Origin of the sequence: Microcoleus vaginatus FACHB-2002 (assembly GCF_040004035.1) — a bacterium.
GTDB classification, from domain to species: Bacteria; Cyanobacteriota; Cyanobacteriia; order Cyanobacteriales; family Microcoleaceae; genus Microcoleus; species Microcoleus vaginatus_C.
Genome location: NZ_JAMPLN010000016.1, coordinates 124,105 through 142,592, shown reverse-complemented (window position 1 = coordinate 142,592; position 18,488 = coordinate 124,105). Strand labels below are relative to the sequence as shown.

The following is an 18,488-nucleotide window of genomic DNA, read 5'->3' as shown; positions in this document are numbered from 1 at the left end:
TTGTTGGTCTGAGGGTGTCATTTTATTTACCTCATCTTTATTTATTTGAAGATTTTACTAGCTTTTTCATTTTAACTCTTTTTAGACACATTCGCAAAAGTGAGATGCACCCAGGGGCAACAGTCAGCAGATTAACTATTTTGCAACACTTTCCCAATAAATCTGATGCTCTCAATTTACTTCTGCAACGCGAATGGATTGAGGAAGTTAGTGAGGGCTACCGTTTCCAAGTAGAATTAATTCGCCACTGGTTTGCATAATCTCTGTCTGTCCTGTAGTCTACGGGGAGATAAAGATATTGCCTGTAGGGACACAACAGTGTTGTGTCCTTCATAACTTTAACTACTTTAGCTTTAACCCTGCGGCCGCTGAATAATTGTTTCAGCTACCCGCCGCTTGACTTTTGGATCGATACCAATCAGCCGCACGTATTCGCCGCCGTGTTCCGCCAAACAAGTTTCTAAAGATGCAACCACCTCTTTTTCCTGTGCATTGTTAATCGTCGCGCAACTTTGCCAAGAACCAGTCTTAAATCGGCGATTATCTGCATATTCCATCCCAATTTTGCAGCCTCTTGCTAATAACTGCTTTACTTGTTCCAACACCTCGGAACTCAGCCGCGCCGCATGACCGTTACCCGCTTCAGAACTTGGCTCCACGTAAGCCTTATAATATTTGGATGACGGGTCGTTTAATTCACTTTGCGTGGGCGCAGCAGCAGCAGGGGCATTGGGGGTTCCTTGAACGTTAAAAAGCCGCGATTGGTTGTATTCATCTACTAAGCGCATTTCCTTAATCCGCTTTTGTTGGCCCACCATCAAACTGCCCATTTCTAATAAATGAGCGAGAGTGAAATTCGGGTTATGGAAATCGGGCGCTGCTTCCAAAGTATTTACCAAACGCTTGGAAACTCGCTCGATTCCTATTTTGTGAATAAATTCGCGGATTTGTTCGTCATAAATGCGCGATCGCAAAGCACTAAAAAAGTCGATCGCCTGATCGGCAAAATTATCCACTAACGCCACAATATCGGTTTTTGACAATTTGTCCGACTCAAAAATTCCCCCAACAATCCCAATTTTATCATCCCGGCTGGGTTCCCAATAAAACTTTTCCATCCGCCCGTCGCGAATCAGTGGCGCGTACAGCGTAGAAAAATCATTTCCGGTGACAATAATCGGCACTCGGTGCAGCGGCGTACTGTCATAACTTCCCGGTAACTGCACGTTAGTTGGATTGTCAGCAATATTCATCAGAGTGGCATTGACCATCTGAGTATTGACAGTATATTGAGTAGTAGTATCGAACCTGCCAGCACCAGCATCCAAATCGTTAATAAAGATGGCGCACATCTCGCCGCGCACGCGAATTTGCTCCGCAGCTTCCCGGTAGCGCAAGCGAATTAAACGCGCCGGATCTCCTGCATCCGGGCTTTCTAATTCCCCACCAGATATCATCACCGGTTCAAAGCCCATTCGCCGAAAAACCAGTTCGGTTTGAAAAGTTTTGCCTTCTCCTTTGCGGCCGTGAATTCCCAAAATTAGGGGAACTCTTACCCCGGGTAAATTTAAAAAGTTCTTAGTGACGTGCACCGCAACTTTATCGAGAAAGTTAGGAGAAATGTAATAACTCATCAGTAGATTTGTGAGGGATTAATTGTTGTTACTGTTATGATTTTATGACAAAACTAACAGCCTGCACCGCTAACCTGGATTTTTACCGTACAATCGAGGTCTGCATATTATGTGTTAAGGAGCGATTCGTGAGTCCAGAAACCTTACTAAAAGAACCAAGCGTGCAAGCCGAAGCCAGTCCCTTCAGTTCTGAGAGCTTCGACAGCTATGTAATGACGACTTACGGGCGTTTTGCGATCGCCCTAGAACGGGGCCTGGGCTGCCGCGTTTGGGATACCGAGGGCCGCGAATATCTCGATTTTGTGGCTGGTATTGCTACCTGCACTCTCGGACACGCCCACCCGGCAATGATTGCAGCGGTAACTCAGCAAATTCAGACCCTGCACCACGTTTCTAACCTTTATTACATCCCCGTACAGGGCGAGCTGGCGAAGTGGCTTGTAGACCATTCTTGCGCGGACAGAGCCTTCTTTTGCAACTCCGGCGCGGAAGCTAATGAAGCGGCAATTAAACTCGCCCGCAAGTACGCCCACGAAAAATTAAATATCTCGAATCCGACAATCATTACCGCCGTTGCGAGTTTCCACGGGCGGACTTTGGCGACAATTACGGCAACGGGACAGCCTAAATACCAGAAGGGTTTTAGTCCCTTGGTGGCGGGATTTCACTATGTGCCCTACAACGATATTAGTGCGATCGAAAGTGCGATCGAGCAACTCGACAAAGACGAACGCCAAGTAGCTGCAATTATGCTGGAAGCGCTGCAAGGCGAAGGCGGAGTTCGCCCCGGAGATCTCGCCTACTTCCAGCGAATTCGGGAAATTTGCGACGAAAAAGGCATTTTGCTCATTCTCGACGAAGTGCAAGTCGGGATGGGACGCAGCGGCAAATACTGGGGCTACGAAAACCTCGGCATTGAACCGGATATCTTTACATCTGCCAAAGGATTGGGCGGCGGTATCCCGATCGGCGCTATGCTGTGCAAATCTTTCTGCGATGTATTTGAACCGGGAAGTCACGCCAGCACTTTCGGCGGCAATCCTTTTGCTTGCGCTGTAGCTTTGTGCGTTTGCCAAACTTTAGAACGGGAAAACCTTCTAGAAAACGTGCAGCAGCGCGGGGAACAGTTGAAAGCAGGGCTCAACAAGTTGGCGGCCGAATATCCCCATTTAATTGCCGAAGTGCGCGGCTGGGGTTTGATTGTCGGGATGGAATTGCAAGCTGACATCGAACTTACATCCGCTGATATCGTCAAATCTGCCATCGCCGCTGGAGTGCTCTTGGTTCCCGCAGGGCCGAAAGTGCTGAGATTTGTCCCGCCGCTGATTGTCACCTCCGCTGAAGTCGATCGAGCTCTGCTGGCAGTGGAATCAGCGCTGCGCTCTCAAGCGGTACAGTAAAATCTACGGAGTTGATTTTTGTTAGGTGTAGCGCTGAAACTCGCGATCATAGATAAGTCACTTAGTCCAGGACACACTCTTCCTCAGAAACCCGGTTTCTTTCGAGATTTCTCGTTACTAAACCCAATAGTTTCCCAGAAACCGGGTTTCTTAGCCTAAGTCCGATCGGGGTAAAAGTAAACCCGTCCCGCTGCAAGTCTGTGGGGGCGGGTTTGTCAATTTTAGAAAGGCCTGTGAAACCCGCCGCCACAGGGTGACGGCGCCTTTAACCGCGATTTTACTAACGAGCAACGCGCAAAATAATACTATTAGCGATCGTAGGTGCTAGTTTCGCCATAGCGTGTCTGTTGGGACTTGTCAATCCTGGTTTAACTATTTCGGGCCCTTGCCACTAAACCGAGTACCGTTATAGTGGGAAGGGCGGGTGACGACGATTGCATCCTCAAGTAATTTTGGGGAGCGCTTTCAAGAGAGAAAATATGTAATCCTCGTCACAAAATTTTTTCGTAATGCTTTGATCATCAACTGTATATTGTGAGAGAATAGAAGAACCAAGGAGGTGATGTTGATTGCTACACAAGGCTATCCAAGTTCGTTTGTATCCTACCCAAAATCAACAAATACAAGTAGCTTCAACTTGTGGGGGTGCGCGTTGGTGGTCTAATTATGGTCAAAATAAATCAATTCAAGTTTATAAAAAAACTGGTAAAGGACTTTGCTGCTCTGGGTTCAACACACTTTTACCTGCTCTCAAAAAATCAGATATAAGTGTATGCTTAGGTGAGTGTTACAGCAAATTTTTGCAATTGACTACGAGCCAGTTAACCACTGCATACAATTTTTTTTTGGAGGGAGGTGCAGGGTTTTATAAGTGCCAATTTCTAGATAAAAAACAGTCATTTCAGTATCCTCAAAACGTGAAATTGGTAGCGGATACTAGGATTTTCCGCTATATGGAAATAACTAACCCCAAAATAAATAGATATAGATTAAGTGAGGGTAAAATTCCTAATTCAATTATTAATAAAAAATATTCAGGGAAATATCTGGCATCTATACTGAGTGAAATCAAAGCTGAGAACCAGAAAACAAAAAAAGGTAGGATTGCGGGCAGTGATTTAGGATGGAAATACTTTGCTATTGTCCCCGATGATGAAAAAGTATCTAAATATGACTTTAATGCTAACAATTTGGCCAAGCACGAGAAGAAATTGAAGCGCAAGCAGCAAAAGTTAACAGACCAGCCGAAAAAAAGTAATTCTGAATACAAATATAGAAAAGCTGTGACCAAGGTATGCGAGCGGTTTAGGAATTCGTGGCAAGATTTGCTACATAAACTTAGTTATAAGTTGGTCAGCGATCGCCTCGCGGTCATAGTAGAAAAATTTTATTTCGGGGACATGATTCGCAAGTCTAATTTGGCTAAAGCGATATCAGATGAGGATTTGGGAAGTTTTACCAACTTTTTAGCCTACAAGTTGGAACGCAAAGGCGGGAAGTTAGTTGAGATTGATAGAGGGTTTTTCAGTTCCAAACTCTGTTTTAATTGTTTCCATCAAATGGCCGAGATGCCATTAGATATGAGGGAATGGACTTGTCCTCACTGTGCTACCGATCGCGATCGGGAGGGGAACGCAGGGATAAAGATGAAAGCAGAAGGTATCAAAATACTAAAGGCGGAAGGTTCAGCCCTTTCTGCTTTAGGAGGCAAGGTAAGACCAAAGTTGGGACGAAAGTCTCCGCTAAGGCACTCGCCTATGAGTACAGAAGCCCCTACTATATTCGGTACTACGATTTAGCGGTGGGTAGTTCACTTGGTTGCACGGAAGCAGCGCTCCTATGATTAATAGTTTGGCGGAATGCACGATGGACGAACAGCGTCGCAAAACTGATGTTAATATGCTCCAAGCGCTGCTGGAAAATCCTGGGGACTCAGGAATAGATTTGATTTTGAGGACGAACCCAAAGTCGATCGACTTTGGGTTCGTGCAAACGCTTTATGTGGAAGAAGTGGCACTGACGCGAGAAAGCTTGCTGAAAGCTGCAAAATTTTTCCAAAGGGCGATCGCACCCTTAGAATCTGCAAAAGGGAATTATAAATTGCCCGCAACCGGGGCAGCCTATCTGGCTTTTTTAGCAGAAGTATTGCAGGCAGTCGCGCGCAGCGCTGATTCGCAGCACCTGTACTCGCTGCTGAGAAACAATTTAGATAAACTCGACCAGAATTTTGCACAACTGCTGCGCTGCTGGGCAAATTTGGTGTTTTCTGCTGCCAAAGAATCCGAGAGAAGGCGGATTGCAGCCATGATCGGCAATCTGAGCAACAAAATTGGGCGGTTTCCCCTCGGCAGCAAGGCTAATAACTTGGAAATCGAAATCGCCGGTTACGAAACAGTTGCTAAGGTGTTTACCCGCAAAGACTTTCCCCAAGAATGGGCGGTGATGCAAAACAATCTGGGCAACGCTTACAGCGATCGTCCCAAAGGTGATAAGGCTCAAAATATCGAACAGGCGATCGCTTGCTTTGAAAATGCCCTACAAGTACGCACGCCCGAACAGTACCCGGAACAGTGGGCGACGCTGCAAAACAATCTGGGCAACGCTTACAGCGAGCGTCTCAGAGGAGATCCGGCAGACAATCTAGAACACGCGATCGCCTGCTATCAAAACGCGCTGCTAGTTCGCAGCCGCGAGGCTTTCGGGCAAGAGTGGGCGAGCACTCAAAACAATCTCGGCCGTGCTTACAGTCGGCGACTGCGGGGCAACCGATCCCAAAATCTGGAACTGGCAGTCGCTTGCTACCACAATGCTTTGCAAGTCTACAACCGCAAGGTGTTTCCCCGGCGTTGGGCTACAACTCAAAATAATTTGGCAAATGCTTACTGCGAGTTGCTGCAGGGCAACCGAGCTGAAAATCTCGAATACGCGGTTACGTGCTATCAAAGAGCTTTGCAGGTGCGGACTCGGGAAGCTTTTCCGCAGCAGTGGGCGACGACTCAAAGGAATTTGGGCCGGGTGTTTGTCGATCGCATCAAAGGCGATCCGGTGGAAAATTTGGAAATGGCGATCGTCTGCTATCAAAATGCTTTACAAGTCTACACCCGCATCAAATTTCCCGAAGCCTGGGCTTCGATCCAAACTTACCTCGGTAGGATCTACAGTCGGCGGGTGAAAGGCGAAAAAGCCGAAAATATGGAAATGGCGATCGTCTGCTATCAAAATGCTTTGCTGTTTTGCAACCGCCAAAAATCTCCTGAACGCTGGGCAATGCTATGTGCCTACCTCGGCCGCGCTTTCTGCGAACACGTCAAAGGGGAAAAAAACCGCAACCTCAAAAGCGCGATCGCCTGCTATCAAAATGCGGCCGAAGTCTACACCAGGCAGGCCTATCCCAACCGCTGGGCAATGCTACAAATTTATCTCGGCAGGGCTTATTCGCAACTGACCGAGGCGGAAAACTTGTCCCACATGGAAAGCGCGATCGGTTGCTATCACAGCGCCTGTCAAGTCTACACTCGCGAAACCTATCCCCACCGCTGGGCTGAAATTTTATTTTATTTGGGTCAAGCTTACCGAGTTCGAGGCGACTGGCTTCGCGCCTACGGGGTTTTTACTGCTGCGGTCGATACTGTGGAATTTTTGCGTTGCGAAGTTGGGGTTGATACAGTCGATTTTGGCGATCAGACGACTACCGCAAAAGTCAAATTAACCCGCACCTGGGCTGGACTCTATAAATGCCTGGTGCAAGTTTGCTTGGAACTCGGCGCCAGCCAACCTGAATATTACGCTAAGGCTCTGGAATACGCCGAACGCCACAAAAATCGGAATTTGGTACAACTGCTGGTTAAATGCCACTTGACTCCGAAAGCCGAAATTCCTGCAGCGGTGCGAAGCGAGTTGGAGTCGCTGCGACTGGAAATAGCGGGGGAACAGCGGCACCAAGAACAGGGAGAACCTGAGCCGAACACGACCTTGATTTCTGAGGGCGATAGCCAAGGTTTGAACAGCGGTTCTCTGCTGCCGAACTCGGACTTCATGCACTTAAATCAATTGTGGAAGCAGTTTGATAGGTTGATTGCGCGGGAGGTGCAGGCAAACGATCCTTTCTTCAGCCTAGCTCACAAAGTTGAACCGATCGCTTTTGAGCAAATTCGCCAATTGTTGCCTGATGACAATTGCGCTGCTGTGGTGTGGGCGAGTTTGGGGGAGTTGCTGATCGCTTTTGTGGTGGTGAAGAGTGAACAATATCCCGCCGTTCACCTGTGTTCGCCGGAAAATGCTTTGGCTGCCGAAAGTTGGGCCCAGGAGTACCTCACCGCTTATTCTGAACAAAAAGGTCGCTGGATCAATCATCTCCCGGCTCGCCTCAAACGCTTGGCTACGATGCTGGAAATCGATCGAGTGGTGGCGCTGATTCCCGATAATTGCGATCGGCTGATTTTTGTGCCGCACCGATTTTTGCACGCTTTGCCACTCCACGCTTTGCCTCTGGCGGGGAGAGACGGGTTTGATGACGGTGGGGGAATTTTTAGGTCTGGGTGGAGCGATCGCAGCGGTTTTGATGTGGAAACCTACAGTCTTTCGGATTTTTCTCAAAGTTCGTCTTTTGGCGACGTTGCAGCGCCTGGTGCTTATTTGATCGATCGATTTGCTGGAGGAATTCGCTATGCTCCTAGCTGTCAGCTATTGCTGTTGAGACAAAGTGCACACGGAGCGGCTCTTGGTCGGTACAGACCCGGTTTGCAGCAGCTTTTGGCAATTCCAACTTTCACCAGAGATGCGTTCTACAGCAACATTGAAATCGGCAAAATTTCCCAGTATTTTGCCAGTACAGAAGTTATGCGCCATAAGCCGGCAATTAAAGAGGCTTTTTCCCAAGAAATGTCTGCTAATAATGGGAATTTGCCCCAGCAAATAGGGCAGTTGCAGCAGAAAAAATGCGCTCACTTTGCTTGTTTGAGTTTGCTTAATTTGGCTTGGCCTCTGAAATCCGCAGTGTTTTTGAGGAATGATTCTCTGAGTTTGGAGGAAATTTTTAATCTGGATTTTCGGCAATATTTTTTAGTTACTTTATCGGGTTGCGAAATTGCCGCTGGCGGAGTTAGCGGTGCTGGAGGAGATTTTGTGGGTTTGTCGGCGGGTTTGTTGTATGCTGGCACGTCTAGTGTGGTGAGCAGTCTTTGGAAGGTGAACGATGTTTCTACGCTGCTGCTGACGAGCAAGTTTTATGAAAATCTGGGACGGTTTTCTCGGTTGCAGGTGGGAGATGTGGCGATCGCGCTGGGGGACGCTCAAAGGTGGCTGCGGGATTTGACTAGCGAGGAATTGGAGGTGTTGCTGGCGGATTTTCAACCTCAAATTTCGCAAATGTTCGATCGGCTTTCTCAAAGTTCTCGCTTGATTGCGGAGGCTTCTTTGCAGCAAATTCGCAACCGCAAACCCTATCCTTTTGCCAATCCTTATTATTGGGCGGCTTTTACTGCGACTGGGGTTTAGTGATTAGTCATTAGTCATTAGTCATTAGTCATCAGTCAACAGTCAACAGTCAACAGTCAACAGTCATTAGTTATTAGTCATTTAAAAACCCGACACTAACAACTTATTTAAAGTTATCAGTGGCGGGCACAAATTCAACAAATTACCAGCAAAAGTTTAGGATTTTTTGCCGAAAATTTGTTCTTTCAAGGCTTGAATTTCTTGACCTAATTGTTGCCGGTTGGACGATCGCAGCAAATAGCGGTAGACAAACCACCCGGTGTATCCGATACCAATTAGCTCGAATGTCGGTGCTAGCAGGGGGATGTCGTTGAGTTCATCTATTATCCCCAAAAGCACTTTCAAAGAGATAATCGAGGCTACAATTACACCGATAACAGTCAGGGGACTTTTGTACTGTTCGTAAAAGCTGCCGATGTAAGCGGGAAACTCGGACAAAATTGAGATAATTTGTTCTTTGATCTGCTGGGCCTGACTTGGCGGTTCGTCAGTAATTATGACTTGTGTTGTACCGCTTGAACTGTCTGCTTCATTTCCGGCAGGAATTTCGGTGATGATAACGGTTGTTTCTGGTTCGTTTGATGAAGTCATTTCTCCACTCGCAATAGTTTTTTGCTGGTTGGCGGCAGGTATTTCAACTGCTGCTGCGACTGTTTCAAGAGCCGGTATTTCGACTGCTGCAACCTCCCCGTCGGTTGGTTCAAGAGCCGACACTTCGCCTGTTTCTGAAGTCGGTATTTCGACTGCTGTAACTTCCACTGCTTGTTCCACAGTCGGCGTTTCGACTGTTTCGATCGCAAGTTTTTCCACTTCTGAAACCTCTGCTGCTGATGGTTCAACAACCGGGGTTTCGACTGTTTCAAGAGTCGGTGTTTCGACTTTTGAAACCTCCACTGCTGACTGTTCTGTAGCAGAACTTTCGGCGACTGTTTCTGCGTGTGGTTGTTCTGGGGTTGGAGTTTCGTCCGCGACACCAACAGCAGGCCCATTCAAGTTGCTAATGGCATCAAGCAAACGGGTTTTAGCCGTTCCTCGCTGGTGAAGGATTACCCAAGATTCTATCAGGTCGGGGCCGTGCATTGCACCTGTCAGAGCGGCTCTGAGCGATCGCATAATTAGCCCTTTGTTAAGATTTTTCTCTTTACTGAGCTTTTTAGTGATTTTCTGAGCTTCTGCTGATGTCAGGGACGAATGACTTTCCATCGCTTCTACAACTGCTTGTAAAGCCTGTGCAGCCCCTGTTTGCTGCAATTGTGCGAGTGCTTCTTCTTCGTATTCCACCGTGGTGGAGAAGAAAACCTTACACATATCCACAGCATCGGTTAAGCGAACGAGACTCGGGCCGATTAAAGCAGCTATTTGTTCGAGCCAGGGGCGATCGGCCTCCAAGTCAAACTCATAACCGCCTTTCTGCCACCAATAAGGTATCAGCAAATCTGTCAATTGCGGCACTGGCATTTTGTGCAGATATTGACTGTTCAGCCAATTGAGTTTATCCCAATCAAATTTTGCACCGGCTTTGTTGACTCGATAGAATGTAAATAATTCTGCTGCTTCCGACAGTGTAAATATTTCCTGCGTTGAATCCGGCGGAGTCCAACCGAGCAAAGTCATGTAATTAACTAAAGCTTCGGGCAGGTAGCCCATATCTTTGAAGTCAGAAATCGAGGTTACGCCGTCGCGTTTAGAAAGCTTTTGTCCTTGGGAGTTTAAAATCAGCGGCGTGTGGCCAAATTCTGGGATTGTCGCGCCCAAAGCTTCGTAGAGCAATATTTGTTTCGGAGTATTGCCGATGTGATCTTCGCCCCGGATGACGTGGGTGATGCCCATGTCGATGTCATCGACAACTACTGCGAGGTTGTAGAGGGGTTGGCCGATAACGCCGCCGCTGGATGCACGGGCAATTACCATATCGCCGCCGAGGTCGCTACCTTTCCAGGTTACGGTGTCGCGTACCATGTCGTTCCACGCGATCGTGCGATCGTCGTCGATGATAAACCGAATCACAGCTTGTCGCCCTTCGCCTTCAAAAGCTGCGCGCTCTTTGCTTGTCAAGTTGCGGTGCCGGTTGTCGTAGCGGGGGGCTTGTTTGTTGGCTTTTTGTGCTTCCCGCATTTCGTCGAGTTCTTCCGACGTGGTGTAGCAGCGGTAGGCGAGTCCATTGTCTAGAAGGGTTTGGACTGCTCGGCGGTATATTTCCAGACGCTGTGACTGAAAACTCGGGCCTTCGTCCCAGTTCATACCCAGCCAGGTGAGGCCTTCGAGGATGTTATCGGTGTATTCGCTTTTAGAACGTTCTACGTCTGTGTCTTCTACCCGCAGGATGAATTGGCCGCCTTGGTTGCGGGCAAACAGCCAGTTGAATACGGCGGTTCTGGCGGTACCGATGTGTAGGTTTCCGGTGGGACTGGGGGCTAGACGGACTCTGACATTCATGTAGATTTTTGCTTTTAGATTGGGCGATTTGCTGGTTGGGCGAATGGCTGATGTTTAAGACTTCAAATTTTATTATATTTTGTTGCCGAATTAACAGTTGTGCTTGGCAGGTGCTTTGCCTCGAATTGCTTGATAATAGGCGATCCTCTTCGAGGGCTTTCCTTCGGCTCGCGAAATCTAACGGGCGATCGGGCGAAAGTCTCCGGCAAGGCACTAGAAGGCATCTTGATGATATTAGCTTGCGGGTGGCCAAGACTGGATTGACCTTTGGGACTATTTTTCACAGCACAAATAACTGCTTTAGGAGTACCCAAGGCCCACCTGATAAATATTTATCCTTGTAAAATGTTTGTGTGCGATCGACGACATTAAAATATATTTCCCTATGTCTGCTGCTAAAACCGAGTTTTCCGAATCTGTTGCGCCCTCACCCGAATCTGCTGCGCCTGCTTGGCAGATTGAGTTACTGTACGACGGTGAATGTCCTCTGTGCGTCCGGGAGGTTAATTTCTTGAAACAACGCGACGCGGGGCGAGGTTTAGTGTCGTTTGTGGATATCGCGGATGATGGCTACAACCCGAAGGCCCACGGCGGAATCGACTACGAAACGGCGATGGGTCGGATTCACGCGATATTACCCGACGGTACGGCAATTAAAAATGTGGAGGTTTTTCGTCGCACCTACGAGATTTTAGGGATGGGATGGATTTATGCAGTTACTAAGTTACCAGTGATCGGGGCGATCGCCAATTGGCTGTACGGAATTTGGGCCGACTGGCGGCTGATGCTGACAGGAAGGCCGGATTTAGCAACAATTATGAGCGATCGAACTCAGCGGATCGAGTGCGAAAGTCAGGGCCGCTGCCAACCCAACTCAAAATGAGTCATATTTAATAAGTTCGATCGACCTATCAGAAGATGTCAGCAGAAACAGACTGCAACTAACATTAAAGATGGACTACTATTAAAGGTCAAAAAAAATGCAAGATGCAGGCTATACAGTCTTCATGGGCTTCGGTGGTCTCTGGATACTTATGGGAATTGCCGCTGTGATTTTCCTGTTAAAATCCGACGGTCAAAAACTTAGGTTTGGCAAATGGGGACTGCTAGTGGCGATTCCGATTCTCGTCCCCATCGTCCTGGTTTTGACATATCAGATCGCCCGACCCTTTATTTCCTCGCACCTTTGAACGCTGCTGGGAGTCGATCTTTAAATTTAATTATAGGCCAAGAGTTTGCGGAACTTGTGAGGAGAATTCTAGGAAAGGGCAAGGAATATTAGGAGTCGTTGATGGGGGTGGAGTGGGTGCCATCACTTCGCGCTGGACTAGGCGGAAACTAGAGACCACCCAAAAATTTACTAACAAGCACTATAGCTCCAGGCAGATCGCGTATTTCAGTCAATGCTAAATCCTTCAACACATCTTTAGCTTGTTTATGGTAGCTTCTAAATTTTGAACGTAGAAGCTCTTCCTGCTCAAGCTTAGCACCACTAGAAAGGATATAATTAACGGTTGCCAATAGTGCAAGAGTGATAACAACTGCGACCCCAGCCGCCGCCACATCAAAAACACCTGTAGGTGGAAGAAATGATTTAACAAACAAAAAGAGGCTGGAACCCGCTGTTTCAGCTAAAAATGTTGGCAGGATAGCGAGCGCAGCTTGAGAAGACAAAACTTGGCCAGCGTATAAGTAATACAAAGACCCTATGGCAACTGCCTGTGTTGCGGTAATAAATGCTGCGCTACCCGGAATAAATGCTTGACCTGTCACTGCTATCAAAGCTACCGCAATTATTTTGACTGCATAAGACTGCTTTTCAGCCATGTGTCTTGCTAGCAGCAGGTCTTTTCCCTTTTTTTCAAGAAATTCCTCAATGTCACTGCGTAGCGGAAAAACTCCTCTAATATCCATCTTGGGATTACGGCTTTTAGGATCGTAACCCTTCGTACAAGTTGGATAAATCTTGTCTACGTTTAAATCGTTTTTCCACTGATTGACTACATCATCTACAACCGTTGGATCTAGATCATCCCACTCATCAATTTTGTTAAGAACGACAAATAATAATTCACAATGCTGCCTCAAGTCATCTAGGTTTTTCTTTTGTGAAGCATCAGATGAACCAGTTACTACAAATATGCCAACATCAATATGCCTCAAAAAATTCTTGGTGACTTCACTATTCTCTGCACGCACATCGTCAAGACCCGGTGAGTCAATTAAATAAACCTTTTCATCAAGCTTTAGAATCGTTAAATCTTTAGTAACGCCCGAAACTGCTCCTACCTTGGCAATTTCTACAGCTTTTCTTCGGCTCAGTTTCAACAAAGCATTAATGAGTGAACTTTTGCCTGAACTTACCTTGCCGATAATCGCAATGTTGAGGGATTGGGATAAGTCCGGTGCTTGTTCAACAAAGAGGGCTTGTACCCGGTCAAAAAAACTCTTTTCGTCTGACCCTTCGAAGGCTGAGTCACCCATGTTCCCTACTCCTCTAATATCGTTTACGCAAATGATTGCTATAAATGGGTATTGGTAAGCCTTCCCCTCATCAACCCGTTATGTAGCTAAAATTTAGGTAATTCATATACCAACAACTAAAATATAACATCAAGTTTCCGCAACTCTTTCTTAGTAGTGGACTCCCGGGCGGCCAGAAACCGGGTTTTTTTGCGAGAATAATTAGTTACAGCCCGCCTCAACGGCCAAAAACCCCGTTGCTTTAGTTTTGATGCGTCCAAGGCTGTTTCTGTAAGCGGATGACATACGGAAAGTCTCCAGATGTCACCTGATTTGAGATGATATCCAGAGACTTGCGTATTTCTACCCATTTATTGAGTAGTGAAATGTTCAACTACCCATCGATTTATAATCAATAAGAAATTGCGATAGCTTTTTTCAGCAATCTGAACATTTTCTATTTTGAACGGGACAGACGGGGCTCGAACCCGCAACTTCCGCCGTGACAGGGCGGTGCTCTAACCAATTGAACTACTGTCCCTCGTTTTGCCGTTTTTTCAGGCACAATTTCTATTATGCCTATAACTTCACCTTTTGTCAAGAGGTTTTTTGAACTTTTATTTGGAAGCCCAAAATTTGAGTCTCTTGCAGCGGACTGAAGTTGTTGTCGCTCACCAAAATCAGACCTCTGCTAGCATCCGCCAGGGCGGGGCCAAATGTCAACCCCTCAATGTTGTCTAGGGGAATTTTCAGCGTTTCCAAATCCAGCAGCAGGCGTTTTTGAGCGGGAGAAACCTCGCTGAGACGGCTTTTGAGGCTTTCGAGTGCTTCAATACGATCGCCCTTTTCCAGAGAAATCTCAAAAATTCTGATAGTTGTGCCGGTTTCCAGGGAGAAAGCACGCTCTAAACTCAGCAAGCGGTTATCGTCGATCGCCAACAAATCCACTAAACCGTTGCTAGTTAATTTTCCCACAGGATTGGCACCAGCGGGTAGCGGTTCGGTGATGTAGAGAAACGATGCTTCTGGATTGCCGCTCACCGCATCGTAGCGCACAATCCGGCACGGACTCCCGGTTTCCAGGGAAGGTACAGCGCCATCTTGAACCAAGGCGTTTTCGGTAGCGGTGAATAGATATTTGCGATCGGGCGTTAAAGTTAAACTTTCAAAAGCGAGATTGTTGCGGATGCCTTTAGTGCCCTTGTCGTCGGGCAAAAATAGTTCAGGAATTGCCAGCGTTTTCAGGAGTTTACCATCGAGGGAGAACTCTTTGATAAAAGGATTTATTTGGCGATCGACATCTCCCTCAGAAGAAACAAACACGCTGTTGCCCGTAAAAGCTATCCCTTCCGGATCTAAACTTAATTCAGGAAAACCTTTGCCGTTTTCATCTAATAAAGTAGTGACACCAGTAAAAGTAATTTGCTCTTTTTCCAGTTTACCAGATTGCAAGTTAATTTTGAGAGTATAGAAGCGCGCCGGAGCCTTGCTGCTGCGGTCATCAGAAATGGCATAATAAACTTGTTTTTCGGCATCATAAGTAATCCCCGAAAGCCCGCCAATTTCCGTCCCCTGAAACGGAGAACCTGTAGGAAATATTGCTCTGCCAATAAAATCAATTTTCGTAACAGCGAAAGATTGAGCTGACTGGTTTACCCAAATAGCAACACTTGCTGCCATCAAAAAACAGACAATAAATATAGTTGCTTTTGCTAGCTTTCGCATTTTACCAATAAATACATTATTACCTATCTTCCTCTTCCCTTTCTTCCTTCGCGCCCTACCCTTCGGGAACGGCTTCGCCGAACGCGCCTTCGCGGTTCATTAAATCTAAAAATCACGGCTCATGATTTAGCAAAAAATTGGTCAACCAATCTTTAACCACATAAGTAGCACGACAGTCGTCCTCATTGTAGCGGACGATCGCCTCCAAGAGCGATCGATCGCCAGTTTTGAGCCAATCGTCGTACCAGCAGACGCACTGAGCACCATTAGCCTTAGCATCTCGCCAGTCAAAACCCAGCCAGCGGGCAATGGGTTTGAGTGCGTAACTCTCCACGGGCATAATCGCTTTTTGTGTCACTTGTTTGTGAATATCTACAAACCGTTTCAGCACGGGTTTCCACAAATAAGCTGGAGTATTGTAAAGTTTAGCCAGTCGCTTAAAAGTCTTGACTTCGTAGTCGCAAAAGTGGAAAATCGGAGCAATGGGATAAGTCCACATTAATTCTAAAAACTGCTCCCAGATTGCACCTTCCTCTGCTGCTGATTCTGCTAAAAAACTGTGGAATTTTTCCGTATTGTTGTACCTGTCAACAACTAAGACTCCGTGGAGGTAATCCAAGTTTAACTCGGGTTCCGCTTCAATGTCAAAGTAGAGTTCGATTGGGGCGATCGGCAAAAAGACAGATTGAGAATAGGGAATTGGTTTCTTGCGGAGAATTGGCGCAGGTATAGAAGATGTCGCAGGTTTATTTTCTGTAGTCTTTCCCAGAACAAGATTAACTGTTGCTAAACTCTTCTCAGCCACTTCTGGTATGGTTATAAATTGATTAACTTCTGCCTCTTCCCTTATTCCTTCTTTCCTCACACCTACATCCGTTAAGTTTGTTAAATCCCGTACAGTGTTAGCTGCCGAACTTCTATCCGTTACATCCGTTACACAATCCGTTGCCGAACTTCTATCCGTTACATCCGTTACGCAATCCGTTGCCGAACTTCCTTCTTGCCGCAACAGCGGTTGATTTAGCAAGTGCGATTTAGCTTGCTGCACCACATCAAAAGCAACTCTGTCAGGGAATTCTGGATACTCAGCCAGCAGTTCGGAACTAGCATTAGCGAGAGCTTCAACATCAGTAATTTCGAGAGTTTTTAGTCTCGCATAGCGGCTGGCAGTAACTCCCGGCAATAAGGAAAGATGTTTAATAGATTCGGCTTCGGCGTGACAGATAGTATACCAACCGCAAAGATTGCACTTTTGCCGGGAAATGAACACCTCTGGTTTATCCCGATTTTCTATCATCTGAATGCAGTTGTCTAAAATCTCGAACATCTGAGGAGTTCGCTGGTCGAGATTCACCTGCCACCACCCTTTTTTTCGCAGCATCAGCCACGCAGTCTCTGGCATTGTTTCCTGTACGGAAGCTAAAACTTGGGCGTGAAAAGCTGCGATAATTTGATACTCTTGTTTTGGTCGCTTGCTAAGCCAAATATCCGCAGTAATATAACTCCAATTGCCAAATTTTGATTGTCCCGGCTGTTTGATTAATAAATGGGGGCGGCTGATCAGGGTAATGTTTGAAGAGGGAAGATTGGAGGATGAAAGATGAACGGGAGTTTCGGGGATTTCGCCAAATTCTGGGAAATATTGACTGTCAATTCCTACCAGAGAAGTGGTTGCGCCGTTGGTTTTGCCGAATTCGCCCTGGATCAGAACTCCTCGGTAAATGCGATCGACCCCTTGCTGCATTAAACTCAATGTAGCGGCCGCGCCGGCTTCCCAATCCCCTCTAGGATAATATGGTTGTTGGTAAGTCTCGTGTTCCAAAGCTTGCTGCTGGTATGCGGCGCTGTCGCGCATCAGTTTCAGCAGAAAGTCGCTGGGGGGATCTAGTTGTTTCCAGTCTCCGCAGGTATCTAAAAATGCTCGGAGATGGCATCGCTGATAGGAAAGTAGTAGTTTGTCAGTTATTAACATTTAGTATTCGCAAGGCATAGAGTATCAGGCAAAAGGTATAAAATTCACAGCATTAGTTATTCAATATTAACGCTATCAATAATTCCCCAAAAAAAATGACAAAGGACAATCACCGGCAACAATTCCCAGCTTTGGCCAATAAAGCTTATTTTAACTACGGCGGACAAGGGCCGCTGCCTGAGCCTGCTTTAGAGGCGATTTATGAGGCTTACAAACGGGTGCAGCTTGGGGGGCCGTTTTCGGCGGAGGTGGGGGCTTGGGTGGTTCAGGAGGCGATGCTGACGCGACGTGCGATCACATCTGAGTTGACGGTACCTCCTGAAACAATCGCCCTGACTGAAGATGTCACCGTCGGCTGCAATATTGCGCTGTGGGGCATTGACTGGAAAGCAGGCGACCATTTGCTGATTTCTGACTGCGAACACCCCGGCGTTGTAGCTAGTGTAATGGAACTTCAGCGCCGTTTCAAGATTGAGGTTTCGATTTGTCCGTTGGCGGCAACTTTGAATGAAGGCGATCCGGTGGCGGTGATTGCTGATAGTTTGCGGCCAAATACTCGCTTGTTGGTTATCAGTCACATTTTGTGGAATACTGGCCAAGTTTTGCCTCTGGCTGAGATTGTGAAAGTATGTCATCCAACCGGAGTCAAAGTGTTAGTTGATGCGGCTCAATCAGTGGGGGTTTTGCCTTTAAATTTGATTGAATCTGGGGTTGACTTTTATGCTTTTACTGGTCACAAATGGTGGTGCGGCCCGGAGGGTTTGGGGGGGCTTTATGTGAGTGCTGAAGCTTTGGCAGATTTGCATCCGGTGTTTATCGGTTGGCGGGGAATTGTGACGGATGCTAATGCTAAAGTCCTTGGCTGGAAGTCTGGATCGCAGCGTTATGAAATTGCGACTTCGGCTTATCCTTTGTATGCAGGTTTGCGGAGTGCGATCGGCCTGCAACATGAATGGGGTACGATCGAGGAAAGGTATGCAGAAATTTGCCGTTTGAGTAAGTATCTCTGGCAGCGTTTGTCGGAACTTCCCGATGTGGAATGTTTGCGGACATCTGCGCCGGAAGCGGGTTTAGTTTCGTTTCGATTAACTAATGGGATGCCGCACAAAAAGCTGGTCGATTTGTTGGAGAAACAGGGAATTATGGTAAGGACTATTCTTAATCCTGATTGTGTGCGGGCTTGTGTTCACTATTTTACAACGGAGGCGGAGATTGATAAGTTGGTTGGGGCGATCGCTATAGTGTAAAGTGCGTCGCCTTGAGCTATTTCAAATAGCTGGAAAATCTCATAGCGACGCACCTACAAAATTAGGGGCGATTGCACTCCACTGCGAAAAATATTATTTCAAACTAGGATGCAAG

At 46.9% G+C, this 18,488-nt stretch carries 12 protein-coding genes, 1 tRNA gene and 1 pseudogene; 7 read left to right on the top strand and 7 right to left on the bottom strand.

What is annotated here, in order from left to right; genetic code table 11:
• The coding region (locus tag NDI35_RS15845; RefSeq protein ID WP_445313565.1) for a hypothetical protein at positions 1–260 on the top strand (260 nt) is incomplete at its 5' end.
• Between the two features lie 93 nt (positions 261–353).
• On the opposite strand, the gene NDI35_RS15840 is transcribed toward NDI35_RS15845, so the two are convergent.
• Positions 354–1,634, bottom strand: coding sequence for a RuBisCO small subunit-like domain-containing protein (locus NDI35_RS15840; RefSeq protein WP_445313564.1), 1,281 nt, complete (start codon positions 1,632–1,634; stop codon positions 354–356).
• A gap of 128 nt (positions 1,635–1,762) precedes the next feature.
• Between NDI35_RS15840 and NDI35_RS15835 the strand changes: the two genes are divergently transcribed.
• The 3 genes from NDI35_RS15835 (at position 1,763) to NDI35_RS15825 (ending at position 8,530) form a co-directional block, all read left to right on the top strand.
• Positions 1,763–3,034 (top strand): aspartate aminotransferase family protein, encoded by a 1,272-nt coding sequence (locus tag NDI35_RS15835; protein ID WP_445313563.1) that lies wholly within the window; start codon positions 1,763–1,765, stop codon positions 3,032–3,034.
• A gap of 569 nt (positions 3,035–3,603) precedes the next feature.
• The gene (locus NDI35_RS15830; protein WP_445313562.1) at positions 3,604–4,833 is read left to right on the top strand and encodes an RNA-guided endonuclease InsQ/TnpB family protein; all 1,230 of its coding nucleotides are present in this window, start codon (positions 3,604–3,606) and stop codon (positions 4,831–4,833) included.
• A 40-nt stretch (positions 4,834–4,873) separates the two neighbouring features.
• Positions 4,874–8,530: a CHAT domain-containing protein gene (locus NDI35_RS15825; RefSeq protein WP_445313561.1), complete on the top strand. Its 3,657-nt coding sequence runs from the start codon at positions 4,874–4,876 to the stop codon at positions 8,528–8,530.
• Positions 8,531–8,686: 156 nt separating this feature from the next.
• Here the strand turns inward: NDI35_RS15825 and NDI35_RS15820 are convergent, their stop codons facing one another.
• Both NDI35_RS15820 and gltX read right to left on the bottom strand, forming a co-directional pair.
• On the bottom strand, positions 8,687–9,121 hold the full coding sequence (locus NDI35_RS15820; protein ID WP_445313570.1) for a CAAD domain-containing protein: 435 nt from the start codon (positions 9,119–9,121) through the stop codon (positions 8,687–8,689).
• Between the two features lie 402 nt (positions 9,122–9,523).
• Positions 9,524–10,966 (bottom strand): annotated as a pseudogene (gene gltX / locus NDI35_RS15815) (glutamate--tRNA ligase); the annotation flags it as partial.
• 385 nt (positions 10,967–11,351) lie between these two features.
• Between gltX and NDI35_RS15810 the strand changes: the two are divergent.
• Both NDI35_RS15810 and NDI35_RS15805 read left to right on the top strand, forming a co-directional pair.
• Complete coding sequence (locus tag NDI35_RS15810) at positions 11,352–11,849, top strand: thiol-disulfide oxidoreductase DCC family protein (RefSeq protein ID WP_445313560.1); 498 nt, start codon at positions 11,352–11,354, stop codon at positions 11,847–11,849.
• A gap of 97 nt (positions 11,850–11,946) precedes the next feature.
• Positions 11,947–12,156, top strand: a complete 210-nt coding sequence (locus NDI35_RS15805) for a hypothetical protein (RefSeq protein WP_190735803.1) — start codon at positions 11,947–11,949, stop codon at positions 12,154–12,156.
• Positions 12,157–12,304: 148 nt separating this feature from the next.
• Here the strand turns inward: NDI35_RS15805 and NDI35_RS15800 are convergent, their stop codons facing one another.
• The 4 genes from NDI35_RS15800 to NDI35_RS15785 form a co-directional block, all read right to left on the bottom strand.
• Positions 12,305–13,450, bottom strand: a complete 1,146-nt coding sequence (locus NDI35_RS15800; protein ID WP_445313559.1) for a GTPase — start codon at positions 13,448–13,450, stop codon at positions 12,305–12,307.
• Between the two features lie 446 nt (positions 13,451–13,896).
• Positions 13,897–13,970, bottom strand: a tRNA-Asp gene (locus NDI35_RS15795).
• Between the two features lie 56 nt (positions 13,971–14,026).
• On the bottom strand, positions 14,027–15,109 hold the full coding sequence (locus NDI35_RS15790; RefSeq protein WP_445313558.1) for an esterase-like activity of phytase family protein: 1,083 nt from the start codon (positions 15,107–15,109) through the stop codon (positions 14,027–14,029).
• A gap of 157 nt (positions 15,110–15,266) precedes the next feature.
• Complete coding sequence (locus NDI35_RS15785; RefSeq protein ID WP_445313557.1) at positions 15,267–17,126, bottom strand: TM0106 family RecB-like putative nuclease; 1,860 nt, start codon at positions 17,124–17,126, stop codon at positions 15,267–15,269.
• 95 nt (positions 17,127–17,221) lie between these two features.
• Here NDI35_RS15785 and NDI35_RS15780 point away from each other — a divergent pair, with 95 nt between their 5' ends.
• Positions 17,222–18,373, top strand: a complete 1,152-nt coding sequence (locus NDI35_RS15780; protein ID WP_445313556.1) for an aminotransferase class V-fold PLP-dependent enzyme — start codon at positions 17,222–17,224, stop codon at positions 18,371–18,373.
• Positions 18,374–18,488 lie beyond the last annotated feature (115 nt).

What these genes read in the sequence shown, in the direction of transcription:
- NDI35_RS15840 (WP_445313564.1), bottom strand. Translation starts at nt 1,634, where the DNA reads ATGAGTTATTACATTTCTCCTAACTTTCTCGATAAAGTTGCGGTGCAC.
- NDI35_RS15825 (WP_445313561.1), top strand. Translation starts at nt 4,874, where the DNA reads ATGATTAATAGTTTGGCGGAATGCACGATGGACGAACAGCGTCGCAAA.
- NDI35_RS15820 (WP_445313570.1), bottom strand. Translation starts at nt 9,121, where the DNA reads ATGACTTCATCAAACGAACCAGAAACAACCGTTATCATCACCGAAATT.
- NDI35_RS15810 (WP_445313560.1), top strand. Translation starts at nt 11,352, where the DNA reads ATGTCTGCTGCTAAAACCGAGTTTTCCGAATCTGTTGCGCCCTCACCC.
- NDI35_RS15805 (WP_190735803.1), top strand. Translation starts at nt 11,947, where the DNA reads ATGCAAGATGCAGGCTATACAGTCTTCATGGGCTTCGGTGGTCTCTGG.
- NDI35_RS15800 (WP_445313559.1), bottom strand. Translation starts at nt 13,450, where the DNA reads ATGGGTGACTCAGCCTTCGAAGGGTCAGACGAAAAGAGTTTTTTTGAC.
- NDI35_RS15790 (WP_445313558.1), bottom strand. Translation starts at nt 15,109, where the DNA reads ATGGCAGCAAGTGTTGCTATTTGGGTAAACCAGTCAGCTCAATCTTTC.
- NDI35_RS15785 (WP_445313557.1), bottom strand. Translation starts at nt 17,126, where the DNA reads ATGTTAATAACTGACAAACTACTACTTTCCTATCAGCGATGCCATCTC.
- NDI35_RS15780 (WP_445313556.1), top strand. Translation starts at nt 17,222, where the DNA reads ATGACAAAGGACAATCACCGGCAACAATTCCCAGCTTTGGCCAATAAA.